Origin of the sequence: Shimia sp. MIT1388 (assembly GCF_047124445.1) — a bacterium.
Taxonomy (GTDB): domain Bacteria; phylum Pseudomonadota; class Alphaproteobacteria; order Rhodobacterales; family Rhodobacteraceae; genus Shimia.
In genome coordinates, this window is record NZ_CP138921.1 from 3154599 (window position 1) to 3173285 (window position 18687).

At 56.9% G+C, this 18687-nt stretch carries 11 protein-coding genes; 2 read left to right on the forward strand and 9 right to left on the reverse strand.

Annotated elements, in window-relative coordinates:
- Nucleotides 1-81 precede the first annotated feature (81 nt).
- The 4 genes from SIB92_RS15655 to SIB92_RS15670 all read right to left on the reverse strand — a co-directional run bounded on the left by SIB92_RS15655 (nt 82) and on the right by SIB92_RS15670 (nt 5344).
- Complete coding sequence (locus SIB92_RS15655) at nt 82-888, reverse strand: glycosyltransferase family 2 protein (RefSeq protein ID WP_412552918.1); 807 nt, start codon at nt 886-888, stop codon at nt 82-84.
- Nucleotides 885-3254, reverse strand: coding sequence for a glycosyltransferase (locus tag SIB92_RS15660; protein ID WP_412552919.1), 2370 nt, complete (start codon nt 3252-3254; stop codon nt 885-887). Before SIB92_RS15660 ends, SIB92_RS15655 begins: the two co-directional genes overlap by 4 nt.
- 167 nt (nt 3255-3421) lie before the next feature.
- Nucleotides 3422-4279: a hypothetical protein gene (locus SIB92_RS15665; protein ID WP_412552920.1), complete on the reverse strand. Its 858-nt coding sequence runs from the start codon at nt 4277-4279 to the stop codon at nt 3422-3424.
- Nucleotides 4280-4285: 6 nt separating this feature from the next.
- Nucleotides 4286-5344, reverse strand: coding sequence for a hypothetical protein (locus tag SIB92_RS15670; RefSeq protein WP_412552921.1), 1059 nt, complete (start codon nt 5342-5344; stop codon nt 4286-4288).
- A 214-nt stretch (nt 5345-5558) separates the two neighbouring features.
- Here SIB92_RS15670 and SIB92_RS15675 point away from each other — a divergent pair, with 214 nt between their 5' ends.
- Nucleotides 5559-6137, forward strand: coding sequence for a hypothetical protein (locus SIB92_RS15675; RefSeq protein WP_412552922.1), 579 nt, complete (start codon nt 5559-5561; stop codon nt 6135-6137).
- Between the two features lie 72 nt (nt 6138-6209).
- Here SIB92_RS15675 and glf read toward each other — a convergent pair whose 3' ends face one another.
- The gene (glf, locus tag SIB92_RS15680) at nt 6210-7331 is read right to left on the reverse strand and encodes a UDP-galactopyranose mutase (RefSeq protein WP_412552923.1); all 1122 of its coding nucleotides are present in this window, start codon (nt 7329-7331) and stop codon (nt 6210-6212) included.
- 339 nt (nt 7332-7670) lie between these two features.
- Between glf and SIB92_RS15685 the strand changes: the two genes are divergently transcribed.
- Complete coding sequence (locus SIB92_RS15685) at nt 7671-13625, forward strand: glycosyltransferase (RefSeq protein WP_412552924.1); 5955 nt, start codon at nt 7671-7673, stop codon at nt 13623-13625.
- Here the strand turns inward: SIB92_RS15685 and SIB92_RS15690 are convergent.
- The 4 genes from SIB92_RS15690 to SIB92_RS15705 all read right to left on the reverse strand — a co-directional run bounded on the left by SIB92_RS15690 (nt 13614) and on the right by SIB92_RS15705 (nt 18145).
- Nucleotides 13614-15131, reverse strand: a complete 1518-nt coding sequence (locus SIB92_RS15690) for a glycosyltransferase (RefSeq protein ID WP_412552925.1) — start codon at nt 15129-15131, stop codon at nt 13614-13616. The genes SIB92_RS15685 and SIB92_RS15690 overlap by 12 nt on opposite strands.
- Nucleotides 15128-16237, reverse strand: coding sequence for a hypothetical protein (locus SIB92_RS15695; RefSeq protein ID WP_412552926.1), 1110 nt, complete (start codon nt 16235-16237; stop codon nt 15128-15130). Before SIB92_RS15695 ends, SIB92_RS15690 begins: the two co-directional genes overlap by 4 nt.
- Nucleotides 16238-16348: 111 nt before the next feature.
- Nucleotides 16349-17017 carry an ABC transporter ATP-binding protein gene (locus SIB92_RS15700; RefSeq protein WP_412552927.1) on the reverse strand — a complete coding sequence of 223 codons (669 nt, stop codon included), beginning with the start codon at nt 17015-17017 and terminating at the stop codon, nt 16349-16351.
- 15 nt (nt 17018-17032) lie between these two features.
- The gene (locus tag SIB92_RS15705; protein WP_412552928.1) at nt 17033-18145 is read right to left on the reverse strand and encodes a sugar transporter; all 1113 of its coding nucleotides are present in this window, start codon (nt 18143-18145) and stop codon (nt 17033-17035) included.
- Nucleotides 18146-18687: the final 542 nt, after the last annotated feature.

The following is an 18687-nucleotide window of genomic DNA, read 5'->3' on the forward strand; positions in this document are numbered from 1 at the left end:
CTAAAATTTCTCTGCGCGCTTGCACGCGAGCCAGTCCCAGTAGGTTGCAAATGGGTTAGGCGATTACTGTTTTTCATTGAGTTATGCAGCAGGTGACACCAATCGGTTTTCCCAGAGCTCAAACAGCTCCAGCATTTCCTCGATGGACATGCCTGCAAACCGATCGATGGAGATGTCAAAGGTGCGCGCCGCATAGTTGCGCATCTCCTTGGCGATCATGTCACGCACCGGGTACTGGTCGCCCCAGGCTTCGTCCAACATGCTCAGTCGATCATGAATACGGCTCACGAAGCTGGCCGACGCCCCAACCGCGAAAGGTTTACGAACAATCGGCAAATCTTCGTACCGATACCGAGCGCCTTGTAGCCGGGCACGGGTGAAGAAGTGCAGATCACCCGAGATCTTGTACCGGGTGTCGTATTTTAGCTCTTGCATCAATTCGCGGCGAATGAAGCTGGCCTGGTGGTCAAAGGTCGACCCTGCCCAGAACTGATCTTTGGGGCGGTACTTTTGCAGGCCGCCGTCCTCGTCACGGAAGGCTTGTCCAATAAAGATGTCGTCTTCTTCCGGATTGATCGCTGCGGCGACTTCTTCCAGAACCCGCGGATTGATAAAGAAATCTGCGGCATTCATGAACACAAGGTAATCGCCCGTAGCGCGCATCGTTGCGCGGTTCATGGCGTCATAGATCCCGTCGTCATCTTCAATGACCAGCGAGTCGATCCAGCCGCCAAAGGACTTCAGCATCTCAGAGGTGCCATCGGTGGAGGCCCCGTCCTGAACGATCACTTCGTAGTTCTGATATGTCTGGGAGAAGATGCTTTGCATCGTGCGGGTGACACCGACGCAATCATTCCAGACCACTGTGATGATGGAAAACTTGGTCATTGGGCCACCTCCTGAACAGCAGGTTTGGAAGTCTTTTGCGTCGCTGCTTGGGCCAGTTCCTGGAACTGGGCGGCAAGCTTGCTGTTGTCGATGGTGTGGGTCTGCCGGGACGTTGCCAGATCGGCAAACGGTTTCGGGTCGAAGTTGCCCGTATCAACCGCAGCTTGGAGCCACTTGCGGGCCTCGGTCACAATGTGGCGTCGACGGAACGGCGCGACGGCTTTGCCAAAATGGGTCAGCAAGGTTTTTGGTTCAGGGCAGTGATGTCCCAGCGCCTTGAAGAAATACAGCACCAGCGCCCGTGCATGCAGGCCAGCATCGACACCGGACAGACCGGGGGTCAGGCGGTTATAAACCGTACCAGCCACGCTCTTTGAACGGCGCCAAGTGCAGTCAGACACACCCGCCAGGCGCATTTTGAAATCCCAGTCTTCATAGAGATGTCCCACCAGGTTGTAGCCCCCGGCACGGAAATACAGTTCTTTGGACATTGTCATGTCGCGTGGGATCTGTGGCAGACGTGACAACAGACATTCAAACGCGTTCTCGGCGTCGCCGTTATAGGCGGCGGTAGACTGTAGCGACGTTTCGGTCGGGTTGATCAACAGGATGTCGCTGAACGCAATGGCGTTGTCGTCGCCATTGATGGCCACAACTTCCGCTTCATTCTTGGTGGGCCAGAACAGGTCGTCGCCATCCAGTTGGGTCCAGTAATCCGTCTCCAGACGCGAGATGCCAATATGGCGCGCGCCGGAAGGTCCAAGGGAGCTTTCCAGAGGCACAACCTTCAAGGCACTGTACATCTCCTCGAGCACCGCAAGTTTGGTGCGTGAGTCATCTGTCGAACAGTCGTCCACAACAAGGATTTCGTCATAGGGGACTGTCTGGTTGAGACAAGACAACACCGCTCCGACAATTGTTGAGGAGTTGTTGTGACAGGTGATCACCACACCAAAGCGCTTGCCTTTTTTCAGCTCGCGCAAATCGGTTTCCAGCGTCTGCGCCACGGGAAGCTCTTCGGTGGCGTACTCATTGATCAGCGCCGGTAGGTCGATCGGGGTGCGCGCACTTTTGGCGAGAGTCAGGAAGGGGCTCTTGCCGCCATGCATCATCATCCCGCGCAATTGGATTGGCGCACGTTTGCCGAGGTCTGCACCCGCGATCGGGAAAGAGAACTTGCCCTGGGTATATTTCTTGGCAATCGCCTGACGTTGTTCGGCAACGCCGGTTTTTCCCAGCATCGGACGCAGCACTTCTTCTTCATAGAAGGCCTGGCTGTCTTGCAGGTAGGCCACATCCCAGGCGTTCAAGCTGGTGGCCTTGATCGACGGGCCAGCAGGTTTGCTGAGACCCATGGCCATGCCGTCGTTCTGGATACCAACAAACTCCTGAAGGTTTTGCATCACCCGCGCGCCGTCGCGGCTGAAATCTTCGTAGCAAAACAGGAACACGTTGTCCGGGTATTTGCGCGCTGCCGCCAGCGTCTCGGCGGTGAAGGTTTTCCACCAGGCGGCGCTCCATTCGATGGACCGCGGCGATTTCAGAGACAAGTTGTCCGTTGGCACGCCACGGGCTTCCAGCTCGGCAAGGAAGCGCGGCCGGTCATCCTCATGGAACTCTTCGCCAAAGAAGGAGAACATGCCCAGGCTGGAGTTGATCGTGTCAAACGGGTTGCGCAGACAGGCCACCACCTTCAAATCGGGGAAGCGTTCAATATAGCTGCACAGGCGGCCGGAGCCGCGGATGACTTTTGTCAGGCACGCGTCCGGACCCTGCGTCGGATCGATGTCGCTTGGACCTGCAAAGAGGGAATCCAGAAAGCTGTCGTGCAGCTCGTTTTTGCCATTCAGCAACAGCGGCGTTTCCAGGTGGGTGTGCAGACCAAACTGGTGCAACTGCTCCATGCCAAAGGCGTTGCCCTTGGCGGTGCCGCTGCGAATGTTCCACAAATAGGGCTCGTAGCGGAAGTTGATCCGTTCCTTACCCTCAACCTGCAACAGCTTGGCCAGCTGCTGATAAATCATGGTGGTGCCGGAGCGGCCAATGCCGCTCACAAGAATACGATGGTCCGGCTGTGTGCCATCAATTTGCACTGGCGCGGTGGTTTTTGCTGCGATTGGGGCGGCCGTGTTGTACTCGGCCAGCAGAGATTTGTCCTGACGAGAAACCGCAAGCAATTTCACGTAGCGCTCGAAGCAATTTTTGGATTGTTCACATTTGGAGTTTGCGACGCTTTTGTACAAGTTTGTTAATGCGTTGCGCAGCTCGTCGTCGCTGGGGGACTGATCCGGCAATCCGCTGCGTTTATAAAGGTCAAACAGCGACCGGTGAATAACTGAGAACAGGTTTGGGTCAAATTGATCCATTTCAGTACCATCATGAAAGACAAAAAACTTAAATCTGAAGCGTCGATACACTAGCAATCTTTGCGCCACAAGGTGGAGAAAAAAATGCACTTCAGATTATAGCGTTTTCGTGTGTCTGTGAGCTTGGAAGGTGGGTTTGCCCAAGAAATGGGCGGTTTTGTTTTGACTTAGAAATCGATGCCGCTTTTTTCGCAAGGGCGTCCCCAAGGCGCAAGCCGCTGAGCAATATCGGAAAATGAGCTATACGTGCTGGCTAAAAACCGGTCCGCGGAGGTGAGCAAAATCAAGTCGGCCAAAGCGTACTGCATTTGTCGCTCTGATCGATCAAAAAGATCGCGTTTCAACCAGGCCATGCGGTCCCCGTATTTTTCGTGAAATGTCGCGTAGGTCTGAGCGCTGTCCGCAGCCAGAAAAATGGTCTCTGCGGCACCTTCTTCCAGCAGTTGGTCGATTCGAGCCATGAACCGTTCCGGTTGGCTTTTTTTGCGCCAGCTTGTGAGTTCGGCATGGCGCTCTTGAGGCCAGTTGTCGGCGGCTTCGTAAGGCAAATGCTCAAAGCCCGCTCCAGATGATGACCGGATGTGTGCAGCCAGCCGGTTGGGGTGGCGCACGGAGGCAATCAAGGATTGTACGGCCTCCGCCACTTCTAAACTGCGCAGAAACTTTTGCTCATCCTCAAAATGAACATGGGGTCCCTGCAGGGAGTAAGCAGATCGGATGTAGACGTCTTGCCCTTGAAGGCGCGCAGGATCTTCTAGGATTGGCGTCTCGAAACAGGACCCGGCTTCCACTTCCATATAGTTGTATTCCACCGCCGCATGACGTCGCATGACATCAGCGGTGTCATCTTCGATCAGCACGCCGTCATAGGAGATCAGATCCAACAGTCCGGCCTGGCAATGCTTGTCCTTGCGCCAGATAACCGCGAGCTCACGTCCCGTGTGCTGTGCAATGGATGCGGCAGAGGCCATCGCGCGCAGCCGGTTACACAACCCGTGTTGCGCATCAATAAAAAGCCAGCTCATCGCGGGTCAGGAATCAGAAGAGGAACGCCGCAGGGCACGGATTGGTTCCGTGACACGCCAGGATTTGGAAGCATAGACCCGCTGCAGCTCCGCCTGCCGCTCGGCCACTTCCTGTTCGAGCTGGTCGCGGCGACCAAGCAGCTCTGCCTGTTCTGCTCGCAGCGATGTCAAAATCGCATCGTGTCGCCGGCCTTCCGCCAGCAAAGCTTTGGCAAGCACAACTTCGCGCTGTTGGATCTGACCTGCCATTTTGGCGAGTTTTTTCTCTGCGGCGTCTTTGGACAATTGCAGCATCTTGGTGTTTGCGATTTCCCGCTCCAAGCGTTGCTGCATGTGATCAATATCTTCACTCAGCAACTGGCATTCCATCTCCAGTCGATCTTCGCGAGAGGCACCCGCTTCGTCGTCCTGGCCGCTCGCGCCAATTTGTGTCTGTGCAATGTCCAGACTGTCGCGCAAAATTTGCCGCTCTTCGATCAGCCCGGTTCCGCGGTCCTCCCAGCGGTCCGTAGCATCACAGGCGTCCGTGCCTTCCACAAAACTGCGCAATTTTTCAGCCGAAGGGTCGCTGCGTAGCAAGCCCAGTGCAATCAGCTCGAACAGAGGGTCCAGTTTGACAGAAAGGGACGTTTCCGCGACGGAGGCTGCAGAAAGCTTGACCTGAAGGGCCTCTTGTAGTGCCTTAACGGCCTTCTTTGGGTGCGCGTCAAAATAGCGTGCATCCAGAAACAGGGTGCGGGTGCGGTAATAGCGGTGGCGTTTGATTATAACCGCCGCATAGTCCTGCCATGCCTCTAGCGCCTCCGTTGGCGACAGCCCCTTGGACAGTGCATTGGCCACAACATGTTCCGCTGGCGGAACCAAAGCCACCAAGAGCCCCTCTTTGCTGTGGGTGAGCCCCTCTTCCAAACCTTCCACAACCTTTAGGTCCAGCGTGTCCCCCGCGGCCTCAAGGGTTGCAATGACCGGTGCGGCGCTGGCCTGCATGTCGGCGTCAAATGCAATCGACACGAGGCTGGCGTCAGGGCTTGTTTTGGGGGAGGTCGTCACAGGCTTGGCGGACATCTACTAATCCTAAAATATTTTGTGTCGGCTTCGCAGCCACTCTCTGAAATAAAAACCATATCGATCAATATTCGTCTAGTCGGTGGCAGAGCAGGCAAAAACCCCAATAATCTCATGCCTCAGCCTCGACAATCGTATAGTTATTCGTTCAATAGTCGGGTTATGCCTGAAAGGCTACATTGGGTAAGAGAATTTTTTGGAGATTTCTGAGGCTATGGCATATTCAATAGAGGTCCGTGCCAGTGAAGTGCTTGCGCAGTTGCGTGATGCAACCCTGACGGATCCGGTCGAAAACGAGGGGCATATTGTGCCCGGATGCTATTTCAGCTGGGACGAACAGGTCGAAAATGTGGATTTGGGGGTCGCGTCTGAAGAAGGCACGCTCTTGCAGCTGAATGCGCAAATCAGCGGCAAACCGCAGTGGAATTCGTTCAACGTTGCCTTGGAAAGCGGCAGCGTGTCGGCAGGGGATCTGATTGGCGTTGTTGTGGACATCACCGGTGGTGCCGGCGAAAAATTTCCTTTGTTTATTCGTACTTCGCGGGGCGAAAACATCTCGGACACCCCGTTGACCGAAGTCCTGGTTGGCTCAAAAGAGCGCAGCATTCAAACTTTACTGCACAAAGTGTCCCACGTGGATGCGGTGTCCGGCGAAGAAGGCTACCACACCCTTGTGCTGGCCCTGCCGTCCTCAAACTTCAACGTCACACTGCACGACTTGCGTTTGTTTGTTTTGCCTGACGGAGAGGGGGAGGTGGCGCAAGCGCCGACGCTGGCCAGCTACGCCATGTAAGCGGCTCGGTCCTGAACCACTGTCAAAAGGCTGCCTGTATTTTGGGCAGCCTTTTTTAATTGGGAGGCAGGACTACGACGCAGCTGTACCGCGACGGGACAAAAACGTCTCCGCGTGGACCATCGCCTCGGCAATGGTCACATCCATATCCAGATAGCGGTAGGTGCCCAGGCGACCGACAAATGTCACGCCCTCTTCTGCCTGTGCCATGGCTTCATATTGTGACAACAGCGCTTTCTCTTCGACCAGACGAATGGGGTAATACGGAATATCATCCGCCCCGCAGGCGCGCGAATACTCGCGGTAACACACGGTGCTGTCATGACTTTCCCAGGGGGCAAAATGCTTGTGCTCGGTGATCCGTGTATAAGGCACATCCGGGTCGCCATAGTTCATGACGGCACAGCCCTGCCAATCCCCGTCGCTGGTGAAGCGTTCAAAATCCAGCGTTCGATAGCCCAGCCGCCCAAGCTTTTCGCCAAAATATCCGTCCAGGGGACCGGACCAGAACACGTGGTCCGCCCGCGATGCATGGGCGTTTGAAAACGGCGTGTTCAGATGCACGTCGATGTTGGGGTGATCAAGAATATTGCCAATCAGGTTGGTGTATCCCTCCTTGGGGATGCCTTGGTATTTATGGGCAAAATAGTTGTCGTTGTAGTTGAACCGTAATGGCAGGCGTTTCAGGATCGAGGCCGGCAGTTCAGTCGGCGCACAGCCCCATTGCTTTTCCGTGTAGCCCTTAAAAAACGCCTCATAGAGCGCGGGCCCCACAAATCGCAGCGCCTGCTCTTCAAAGCTTTGCGGGTCCGTGATGCTGGTGTCCGCCTGGGTGGATTCGATAAAGGCGCGCGCCTCGTCCGGACGGAAGGTTTTGCCAAAAAACTGGTTGATGGTGTGCAGATTGATCGGCAGCGAATAGACCGCGTCTCCCACGGTCGATTTCACCTGATTGCGATAGGGCATGAATTCCGCAAACCCGGTGACATAGTCCCAGACTTTCTGGATGTCTGTGTGGAAGATATGCGGCCCATAGGCATGCACCATCACACCTGTGTCCGGACACCGATGGGTGTGACAGTTGCCGGCAATGTGGTCGCGGCTGTCCAGCACATCAACCCGATAGCCTGCGTCTGCCAGCCTGCGCCCGATAACCGCGCCCGAAAATCCCGCACCAACAATGACGATGCTCATGAAAAGTCCAATCTCTGCTCAAATCTGCCTTAGCACTAAAAGGTCTGGTGACACGAAACAATTCACCGGCAAGAAATTTTACACTGCTTTTGCAAACAAGTGGTGTGGCCCCCAATTGCCACGACCAGAGTTCGGGTTTTTGAGGTGTGCGCCAGAGCCCGCTTGCGAACGCGCGGCGAATTCACAACACCTGCTCGTGGCAACAGGCGATTTTGATGCAAAATGCGGTTCTGGCTCTTTACCCGGCCGCCGGTGTGGGGAACAACACTAGGAGCTTTCTTACGTATCATTGATTTTATGTCCCTTGCCTCACCTCGCGACCCACTAGAACTTCCTGCCGTGTCGGTCATTGTGCCGGTCTACAACGTGTCTGCCCATGTGCGCGCCTGTTTGCAGAGCATCCAGACGCAAACCATGACGGACTTTGAAGTCATTGTGGTGGATGACGGCTCCACTGACGACAGTGGGGAGCTGGCCGCCGCCTTTTGTGCCACGGACACACGGTTCCGTTTTGTGTCGCAGCCCAACCGGGGCCTGTCAGGTGCGCGCAATACCGGGCTTGATCTGGCCCGTGCAGACGTCATTTCTTTTGTCGACAGTGACGACCGCATCGCCCCGGAGTTTCTCGAACAGCTTTATGGTGCTTTGCAGAGCACCGGGTGTGACTGGGTCGCCTGCGCTGTCAAATCGTGCTTCCCCGATGGCAATTTCACCGTACATTCCGCCATTCACGGTGCGGCGGAGTTTCATGAGACACCTGTGTGGCATCGCTACTCCTTTGACAATTGGCAGCAGGTGATCCCGCATTTTCCCTCGGCCTGGAACAAGCTCTATCGGCGCAGCCTGATCGATGGCTTGCGCTATGACGAAGGCACCTGGTTTGAGGACCACAGCTTTTTTCAGCGTGCAGCGGCGCAAACGGACCATCTGTTGCATCTGCCGCGTCCACTCTATCTGCAAACACGTGGGCGAGAGGGGCAGATCACCACGTCTGACAGCGACCGGGTGTTTGAACAGATGGACGTCTTGCACCGTTTGCGTGGCATTATGGAACTGGGCCCCTTTGACGGCGCGCGCGATGCCTATGAAAAGCTCGCCAGCCGCCTTTTGTTTGAGCGCAGCTTAAGTCTGCGCAACCCGGCCCGGCGGGCCCGTTTTGCTGAGGAGTCCGCCCGCTTTTTGCAGCGCGACGGCCTCAGCTATACGCCAGACTGGGACAGTGACATTTCCCTGAGTTGGGCGATGGAAATGGACGGTGAGCTGCCTCTGACAATCTGTATCGAGTGTCAAAAAGGTGGAGAGGCGGCTCTGCAAACCACATTGGCAAGCGTGGGCGCTTTGATGGGGCCGGGTTTCGAGATCTTCTTGTTGGGCCGCTCAAAGCCAGTGGCACGCGCGCTGGCCAAACAACACCCGAAGACGCAGGTGTTTGACTTGAGCCAGACCTCTTCCACCGATGTCTGGCAGGCCGCCCAAGGCCGCTTTGTCTCGGTGTTGCGTGCCGGGACCACCCTGGAGCCGGCCGCATTGCATCAGATGGTGGAGCAAATGCTGCGCCACGACGCCCAAGTTGGGTTGTCTGCTTATTTGTTGCCGGGGGCCTCCCCCTCAGACCGCCCGGAGTATTGCACGGGATTTGCGGACCGTCGCCCATTTGGCACCGCCGCGCTGGAAAAGGGCCTGCTGAACATCGACGGCGCCGCCGCGCTAACGCTCCTGCCGGAGCTGTCCGCGCGCATGTTTGACCGGCAGTTTTTGCTGGAACATGGCCTGGGTTATACCAAATCACCCCGCGCCAGTTGGGCATTTCAGCTTGCCGCCGCAGTCCTAGCCCCGCGCGTTGTCTATGACCCCTGGGCATCGATCACACTGTCGTCCCGTATCTTGCCCGCGGATGATGCGGGGGCGATTGGCAAAGGTCACGACATCCTGGTGCACGCGCTGCCAAAACGGGTTCAGGATGAACTGCCTACCGGGTGGCAGCGGCGCCTGTTTGACCGCGCGGTGCACTCTGAACAACGGTTGACGGACAGCGCGGGCGGCGCGCGTGCCAGAGCGAGCGAACTGGCACTGACGCAAAGTGCGGCGCGGCGCGGTCTTCAAGGGGTGACCCCTCAGGAAGCCAGCTTTGACCCACCGTTCTCGGATGTCCGGGCTCGGATGTTTGACCCGATCGGAAACGTAGCGGCTTTGCTGCGACGCGCGCGCTCCCGCCCTCTTCTGGCCCGCCAATCCGACCTGGATGTGCGTGTGAATATCCGCAAATCCCGAGACGAACACAGCCCAATTCTGCACTTTCCAGCCGAAGCCACTAGCAGTTTCAGCGTCATCGCAGATTTTGCTGAAACGGATTTCGCCAACATAAATTTTCTGCAAGCGGACGGTCTGACGGTGCCTGTGCATCTGTCTTTCCGGAAAAAAGAACGCTGCGTGGTGTTCAATCACCAGAACAATGATGGTTGGGGCGCAGAGCAATCCTGGTCACTTCCCTTTGATCGGCCTTTGCTCAACATTCACGTCGCCTTGTCCGGTCGTCGTGTGCGTCTAACTGTGGATGATGTGTCGGTGTGCGAGGTGCAGATCGACGCGCGTTTCCCTTCGTCCGAAAACGGCGCGCTTGGGCTGACCCATATCGAGTTGCAAGGCAACCTGCGGCCCGTGGATTTGGTACCTGTGCAGCCAACCTCAACCCTGTCGTTTGATCCAAGGTTGACTCTGCACGCCGCCCGGAACCCCGAAACCCACCACATAAGAGGGCTGACCACGGGTCATCTCATCCCGGTCACAACGCAAGGCACCACAAGCCTGCGCGCACTGTTGCCCGCGCACCTGTGGCGCGATGTTCTGGCTCAGGGGCAGTCCGGGTTGGTGATGCAGCTGGAACGGACCTCTGGCGAAGCGGTGGGAGCGCCTCTTCACATCTCACGTGATGAAATGGCTGCCTATCTAGACGCGCTTTTGCAGCACAAACCGGGGTGCGTGGACACCATCTTGGTGCTGACCGCTTTGGAACACATTGGGCATGCCAATCTCTTCGATATGCTCAGCCCTGCCGCCCGGAATTCAGCACAGCGCTACGCGGCGCATTTTGGCTTGCAAGAGCTTCTGTCGAGCCCGTCGGATAAGGCGAAGGACACCCCCGATGCGTCGCGCCAATCGACTCCTATGAAAGTGGACCCGATCGCGCAGGAAATTGACGCTGCGTTGACCTGTGTCGGAGACAGCATCGCCTCGGGTGCTCCGTCTTTGCTGGACGTGGTGGCGCAGATGCCGATCTCCGCTTATGCGGCGCAGGAGGTCTATCTGGTTTTGGGCGAGGTCTTTGCCCGAGAGGATCAGGACTTCACGGCCTTTTTTGCTTTGGCGCAGGCCGCCGGCGTGCAGCCCTATGCCCCCAACGGCCATGTCTGGAACGACACCGCCGTGTTGCCATTCCTGTTTCTGCAAGGCGACATCGACGCGCTGCTGGAAACCTTCCGGTCGTTGGTCAAACCACACCCCGACTGGATGGTCACCTCGACAGTGGCTTGGGTGGTGCGCCACGCGCTACACTCGGACGCTCTCACCCCACGCCAGCGGGCGCATGTTGTGTTTCTCTTTGACATGTTCATCTCCAAACGCACCCCAAATTATTGGGAGCGCGCGCATTGCCGGGAACTCACTTTGACGGCCGTCGAGTTGGCGCTGCATCATGAGGCCCTGGGCGCGCGGCAAAGCCAACGGGTGATGCGTTTCTGTGTGCGCAACTACGGTCTGTCGCGCCTGTTCTGGACAGAGCTTGCGCAGTGCAACAATGGCCAAATTCCCGAAGGGTTGCATCACGCCTTTGCCCACTTCACCAACGTGCTGGCCCATGAGGCGGATGCAAAGTCCACCTACGAAGGTCTCCTGTATTTTGACCGCGCCAAAAACCGCGATGCCCCACGGGTGCGGCGCGAGCTGTTTGGGCCTTCCGGCGTTCCAACGCCGGACAACACTGCTCCAGATGTGGCCGCTCTGGAAGACACCCATTGGGATCCTGGCGAGGCGGCACTGCGTTTTATGGCTTGCCCCGGCGCTGCGGCAGGCGATGCCGCGCTGTCAGAAAAGGTGCGCAAATACATTCCCAAAGTGTCCCAACATCAGGCGCGGTCCCGCCTGTTGCCAGACCAGCATCAAGCGGCAATCGACATTGCCAAAATTCTGGAGGCACCTGAGGGCGCCGTAGACCCGCAGGCCTTGGATGATCTGATTGCGCGTTGCTGCGTTCTGGGCCAACGGCGCTCAAACTTTTTGGGCGTCGCGCTGTGTCTGATCCTGATCAGGCATTTTGGCAAATCTACTGCACACACCGCGCTGGGCATGCGCATTGCCCACCAGTTAGAAGATCACCTCAAGACCTTGAGCGGGCCAGACCAGTACGCGCTGAAGTCCAGCACACCGGTGCTGATGGCGCTGGTGGCTTTGCAGCGTGACACGCAGGTGTGGGCGCTTGTTCAACATATCGCAGAATTGCCCTTTGCCGCCGCGTGGGATCTTCAGTCCACCAACACCAGCGACCTGATCGGCTCACCGCTCTATGACAGCATCGTCACGCTGTTCTCTTGCAAACCTTACCTGGACAGCCGTATTCCACCGCTGCGTGCGGGCTGGCTGCGCCTGTTGGACGGCCTCGGTGTGCCCTATGTGGTGGTTGTGGGAGACGGAGACGGGGAACGCCGCGGCGACGTGCTGCATCTTGATGCACCGGACAATTACGAAGGCCTCCCGCAGAAGACCCTTGCAGCCATCCAATGGGTGCATGACAACACCAGTTTTGCGCATATGGTGAAAGTGGATGATGATTGCTTCCTCAATGCCCCACTGTTCTTTCAGTCTCTAACCTACCGCAAGTTTGACTATTTCGGCCGCAAGCTCACCCGCACGGTGGGTCAGCTGGATCGGGTTTGGCACCAGCAGAAATCAACATCACTCCGGGGTCGCATGGCGTTGGACAAGTCGCCAGAACCGTCAACTTACGCCGACGGTGGGTCCGGTTATGCGCTGAGCCGCCGTGCCATGCGGGCCGCCCTATCCGCAGCCAAGTCCGCCGCTGGACAGGAACTGATCCAGTTGTCCTTTATGGAAGACAAGTTGCTCGGGGATTTGCTGGCGTTACGCGGTATCTCAGTGGCGGATGAGGACTACACCGTGACAGTGCGCCGTCGCACCCACAGTGACGCCATCCCTGTCGCTTCTTGGCAGAACGGGTTTGACAGCAGTCTAACCGCGCCGGTGCATCTTGTGCATATGGACACTTCAGAAGGCCATCAGGACGCGGTTGACCGTTTGACCCAACCCGTGCTGACGCCGAAAAAGATCTGGCCCAGCTATCAGAAAGCCCGGCTGGGCTATCAAAGCAATGCGCTGGAGTTAATCTCGCCCGCTAGCCGATTGGATCAGGCCCGTGAGGCGGATGTTGCTGTGGTGGCCTGTATGCGCAACGAGATGTTCATGCTGCCACACTTCCTGGCACACTATCGCAACCTTGGCGTCGGATCCTTTCTGATTGCCGACAATGCGTCCGATGATGGCACGCTGGAGTTCCTGGCGGAGCAGCCTGATGTGGCAGTGTTCTCTGTGGACACCGACTACAGCGTGTCTCGCTATGGCGTGGCGTGGCAACAGGCGCTTTTGTCGGCGTATCGCGTCAACAAATGGAGCCTTGTCGCGGACGCGGATGAGTTGCTTGTGTGGCAAGAGAAACAGACCCAAACCCTGCCTGATTTGCTATCTGACCCTGCCTTCGCAGATGCGGAAGCCGCGCGGGTGTTCATGCTCGACATGTATCCCAAAGGGCCGTTGGAAGATGCCAGCTTTCAGCAAAATCCCTTTGATGAGGCCGGCTATTGCGACCGTCGCCCCTTCCTGACCAACATCCCGGCGTTTGGCCCGTTTTCGGATCAATCCACCTGGACCAGTGCGCTGCGCCACCGTCTGATCCCGGGCTCCCGCCCCAACTTGTTTGTTGCCCAGAAGCTGGCCTTGCTGCGCTATCAACCCTGGATGCGCCTCTCAGCAGGCATGCACTACGTTGGCGATGCGCGCCTGTCTACGCGTGAACTGATCTTTGCGCATTTCAAATACAACTCGGATTTCCGTCGCAAAGCTGAAACCGAGGTGGCGCGGCGCCAGCATTTCAACAATGCTGAAGAGTATCAAAAATACTTGGCCTTGGCGTCCGAAGGGCGCAGCGTGATTTATGACCGCGACATCTCACTGCCGTGGACAGAAACAGATTTTGCCAAATCGGTTTTTGCTCATTCAGCCGTGTGACGAAGACGCGCTTGGCGACTCTGTTTCACCTGAATAATGCGCCAAAAGCTCGTTGATATGGCTGTCCATAGTGGTTGGTGCCCGTGCGGACTGCCAATAGGCGTCCATATCAACCTCTCCATTTAGGATTGCCGCGATCCGAGCGTGGAACGCCGCCACATCCCCTGCGCGGAACACCATCTCCGGGCAGTTGCCCAACTCCTGCGCCCCGCCCATGTCGGCGGTGAGCAGCGGAATATGGCGGCTGTGCAGCTCGATGGCCACTTGCGGCAGGTTGTCGTGCCAAAGCACCGGCACAACTCCCACATCGATGCCCGCCAAAAGTGCTTCCAGATCATCATGCGAATAGCCATCCACATGGGTGACCTCGGCCAGCTGCCCCTGCAACGCCTTCAGCCGCGCCATGGTGGTCTCGTCCCCTTTGCGGGCGGCGGCAGTGAAACGCACCCGTTTGGCGAGTTCTGCTGGCAAGGTCTCAAGGGCCTCCAACAAAAACATGAACCCTTTGTCGCGCCGCATATAACCGAGAAACCCCAGGCTGACCGTGCCGTCTTCGCGCAAAATACTCTGCCTTGGCTCGGTGCGCGTATAAGCTTCGGCTTGCTGGGTGCCGATATAGCTCGTGGCGCAAAGGTCGGGCCGCAGCCCGTACTGAACCGCAATTTGCCGCACGGCATCGGAGACGCAAAGCACCAGATCACAGTTTTCATTGATGGTTTTCACCATCACATCGCGCCGGTTGGCAAATCTCTTGGTCGCAACTTTCGGGGCCGATCCGTTGCCGGGCATGGCGTTGTCCTTGCCGCGAAAAAGGGCCTTCAATCGCCGCTGCAATCCCACCGCGCGCCGTCCGATCCGCATGGTCCAGACAAAGCTGTAGTGAAACCGACGGCTGCCCGGTTCCAGCCCGCTCCGTTTCAGCCGGTACGCGAGGCCATTTGCCAGTTTGATGTGGTGCGGATTATGCCCCCCAGTCAAACAGTTGGAACATTTGGCGCCACCGTCAAAGTCGTCGCATGTCTCTTTCTCCTGAAACCAAAAGTTCACCTGAGGGCAGAAAGGATAGTAATTGTGCAGCGAGAAAACCACTTTGGTCTGTGGCCAGCGTTGTTTCAATGACAACGCCGACACCGGGAGTCCTTCAAGATTGTTGAAGTGGATCACATCGTAAGGACCAGTCCGCTCGATAAAATCGAAAAAGCAGTCTGTTGTTGCCGGGTGGTCCGTTTGTGCTGGGTCGCCGAAACAATGATGCGCCGGCGCAAGAACACCGGAATTCACCAGTTCGAAGTGGTTTTGCCGGCTCCGATCTCTTCCATGCCGCAAGGCTTCCCAGCGCGGCTGCCTGGCAGGCAGATCGTGGGATAATCCAGACGTGAGAAAGCTCACGTCCACATCGGGCCTCTGCGCCAGCGCTTTCATGACGTTGCGCTGATAGATTGATACGCCACCGCCGCGGTTTTCCGCGTCCAGATAGTCGACCCAATTGTAAAAGAGAATTTTCACTGCGAGCCCGGTTTTGAAATGCCAAGGTGGTCTTCGATGGCGGACAGCCGGTTTTTAAGCTCGAGGGACGTTGCATTGAGCCGGTTTCGCAGAACGGTATTTTCCTGCAACAACATTTGCACAAGGCTCAACATCTCCGCCCTATCCGCTGTGTCGCCATCCGGGAGGTGATCTGCATATAAGGTGGCCAGCCCGGCGGTCTGCGGATTGGTCTTGAGCGCTTCCAGGCCACCGCGAGCGGTTTCGACCACCTGGTCAAACCCGGTGGCGCGGTCCTCTCGCGGCTGATGCGCATCCAGCTGTTTGGCAAAGCGTTCCCGCATCAGTTCAACCCGTTCGGGTTTCATACCAACGTTTTGTGCGACCCGTGTGAGCTCCAGAAAGCGGTCTTCCAGTCTCAGATTGATCCCGTTGCCAGGCACATCCCACCGGCTGGCGTTCTTGCCGTCAAACGGGATGCCCAGGATGCCAAGAAAATCCCGGAACAGCTCCCCGTTTTCGCGCAGCGCTTCGGTATAGGGCCGCACCACAACCGATTTTTCGCCAAACAGCTCAATCCAGGGCTTCAGCGCCAAACTGTAGTCGTAGTGAATGGGCTCCATCAAATCACAAACGGTGCTGTTGAAATCCGGCACCGGTTGTTTCAGCTTCACCAGTTGATTGTACCAGGATCGAAGGTGTGCATCCGGCCGCCGCAGGTAAGCGATGATCTTGAAATTAAATTCATTTCTGACCGGGGCGATGATGTCCTTGAAGATGTCACAGGCTGCCGGATTGGCGCCCATACGCATAAACTCTTCTGAACTGATCAAGACCGACGGGCATTTGCTGTTGCGCACGTACTCAAAGAACTCCGCCCAGCGTGTCTTCGCCGGAACCTCGTTTTGGAACCCGTACAACAGGGTCGAAACCCCGGCCTCGCGGTAGATAGAAAAAGCCAACTTTGTGTGTTTGGCTAAGTCACAAAATTGCTCGGGGTAGTCCACGCCCTTGCGCCATAACGTCCCGAGTTCACGCAGGGTGTCGCGGTTGCTGTTCATAAAGACCTGCAAAGCCGTGGTACCGGTTTTGTAGTGGCCAATATGGATGTAAATCGTCTTCGCCATAGTCAGTTCATTAGGTAATTTTTGTGCTCGAAACAGTTATACCATGGACAGGTTTTTGAGGCGGGCGCAATCGAAAAGCCGCTCCACCGCATGAAGGTATCGCATCATCTGCTAGCGTTTGCGATGGCGGGCAATCAGCGCCAGATGGGCGTCTATTGCCTCCTGCACGTCTTCAAAATAGTCCAATTGCCCATCCGCGAGCACAACTCCGGCATCGCAAAAGTTCTTCACTTGCCCCATGTCGTGGCTCACCAAAATTGCGCTGGATGTTTTCATGCGTTCCTTAAACAGTTCGCGGCTTTTGGCGCGGAAGGAGGCATCGCCAACCGCTGTGACCTCGTCCACAAGATAAGTGTCAAAGTGGATGCCCATGGAAGCGCCAAATGCCAAACGTGAGCGCATCCCCGACGAATAGCTGCGTACCGGCATGTAGAAGTGGTTTCCCAACTCCGAAAAATCACGCACAAAATCACACAGTTCATCGCTGTCCACACCATAGACACGGGCAATGAAACGGATGTTCTGCACCCCTGTCAAATTGGCGTGAAACGATCCGGCAAACCCCACCGGCCAGGAAATGGATCCGTCACTGACAATCCGTCCGGAGTCCGGCCGCAGCGTGCCGGCAATGATCTGCAGCAAGGTGGATTTTCCAGCCCCGTTGCGCCCCAGAAGGGCCAGGGAGCGCCCACTTGGCAGCTCAATATTGAGATTGTTGATCACAACCTTTCTGTGCCCGCGCACGCGGAAACTTTTGACCAGGTTCTCAATTCGGATCATTGATCCAACCCCGCCCTAGCTGCGATCCCGGATGGAATAATACACCAGCGTCAAGATCGACCAGGTCAACAACAGACACACAGCGGCAATAAACGCCAAGGTCAACCGTTTGGGGTGCTCGCTGGATTCCGCCAGAGTGGGGGGCACGTAGGTCGCCAAATACCGGCTTTGGCGTTGTGCCTTAGCCCGTGCCACATCCACCGCAGCAAGCGTCGCGCGATAAGTTTCTTCGGCAAATTCTCGATCCACCACCAGCCCTTCATATTCGGCAATCAGATCCGGGTAGTCTTCCTGCCCGGCGCCGGTTTCCACAGATTCCGTGGCAAAGGCCTCCCGCTCCAGCTTGATGCGGTCCTGAATCGCGGTGATTTTGCGCTGTGTTTGCGACAGGCGCGGGTCATTGGGCGAAGTGCTGTCTTTAAGCAAATCATACTCAATCAAGGCTTCAGCCAGTTGTTGCTGGAGATTGCTCATCACCCCCATGCGCCCCTGAATGTCCGACGCCGGGTCGACGATACGTGTGCGCGTCCGGAACGCGGTGAGCGCCTCTCTGGCGTCTTTCAACCGCCCAACAGAGGCGTCCAGATCTTCGCGCGCATAGCGCATGGCATCTTCACGCGCGGTTTCGTTCAGCGCGTTGATCATTGCTTGGCTTTGGTCCACGATGTTTGATGCAATGGCGTGGGCCGTCTCCGCATCAAAGGCCAAAACCTGCACGTCAATCAGACCGGAGGCGCTGTCGAGGGAAACTTTGACAATCCGTGTCCAGAACCATTCCAGGTCTTCAATGGTCGCGTCCGGCCACAACGCGAACACCGGATCTTCTTCCCAGTATTGGCTGTAATGCGCGCGCAGCCCCACATTTTCTTCCACCAGACGCACCATGCGTTGGCTGAGAATAAACTGGTAAAGGATCTCGCCATCACCGGCGCTGCTGCTCCCGGCCAGTTGAGCCAGGCCGCCGAGGATTTCTTGCGCACCGCCGCTTTCTTCCTGGCGCACGGTGAAACCGGTCACAGAGCCATATTGGTCTTTGGCGACGCCCCACAGGTATCCAACCACGCCAGCGAGCGGCAACACCACAAGCACAACAAAAGACGCCACGATCACCCAATGACGTGGGCTCATACGCGCCGGTTTGGCTGGGGGCCTCACTGGCGGCGCTGACGGTTGCTCTGCCTGCCTGGGGGCAGGTGTTGGAGCAGGTTCTGGAGCTGGTACGGGCAAGTTTTGTGATTGCGTGTTCCCGGTATTTTCAGACGCAGAGCCGTTGTTTTCAGAGGCGTTTGCTGGTTTGGCGGAGGCTTCCGTCCGGGCATTCGCAGCCTTACCCGCGCCCTTGTTATTGGCACCCCGATTGGGCCCGCCCTTGCCGCCAGCCGCGCCGGCCACAACTTTCAGATTGTCAGGTTTACCTGCTGCTGCGCCCGCATTTTGGGAGTGTTTCCCCCTTTTCGGATTTTGCTGCTTCTGTGTGTTGTGACCACCTTTAGAAACAGAATTCTTCTCAGCTTTAGGTGCACCTTGCCCCTTGGATGCATCTGCCATTATGTGCCTTTGTAAAGCATAATTGAAATCTGGCCCGTTTTTAGCATACTTCCGTTCCGAAACGCTAGCATTGGAAATCCACCCCATGTCCGCTTCAGACAGTCCGCAAATACCCCGGGCAC

Bases quoted from the DNA above. Each gene is read 5' to 3' on its own strand.
- SIB92_RS15655 (WP_412552918.1), bottom strand. From the start codon at position 888: ATGACCAAGTTTTCCATCATCACAGTGGTCTGGAATGATTGCGTCGGT.
- SIB92_RS15660 (WP_412552919.1), bottom strand. From the start codon at position 3,254: ATGGATCAATTTGACCCAAACCTGTTCTCAGTTATTCACCGGTCGCTG.
- SIB92_RS15665 (WP_412552920.1), bottom strand. From the start codon at position 4,279: ATGAGCTGGCTTTTTATTGATGCGCAACACGGGTTGTGTAACCGGCTG.
- SIB92_RS15670 (WP_412552921.1), bottom strand. From the start codon at position 5,344: ATGTCCGCCAAGCCTGTGACGACCTCCCCCAAAACAAGCCCTGACGCC.
- SIB92_RS15675 (WP_412552922.1), top strand. From the start codon at position 5,559: ATGGCATATTCAATAGAGGTCCGTGCCAGTGAAGTGCTTGCGCAGTTG.
- glf (WP_412552923.1), bottom strand. From the start codon at position 7,331: ATGAGCATCGTCATTGTTGGTGCGGGATTTTCGGGCGCGGTTATCGGG.
- SIB92_RS15695 (WP_412552926.1), bottom strand. From the start codon at position 16,237: ATGGCGAAGACGATTTACATCCATATTGGCCACTACAAAACCGGTACC.
- SIB92_RS15700 (WP_412552927.1), bottom strand. From the start codon at position 17,017: ATGATCCGAATTGAGAACCTGGTCAAAAGTTTCCGCGTGCGCGGGCAC.
- SIB92_RS15705 (WP_412552928.1), bottom strand. From the start codon at position 18,145: ATGAGCCCACGTCATTGGGTGATCGTGGCGTCTTTTGTTGTGCTTGTG.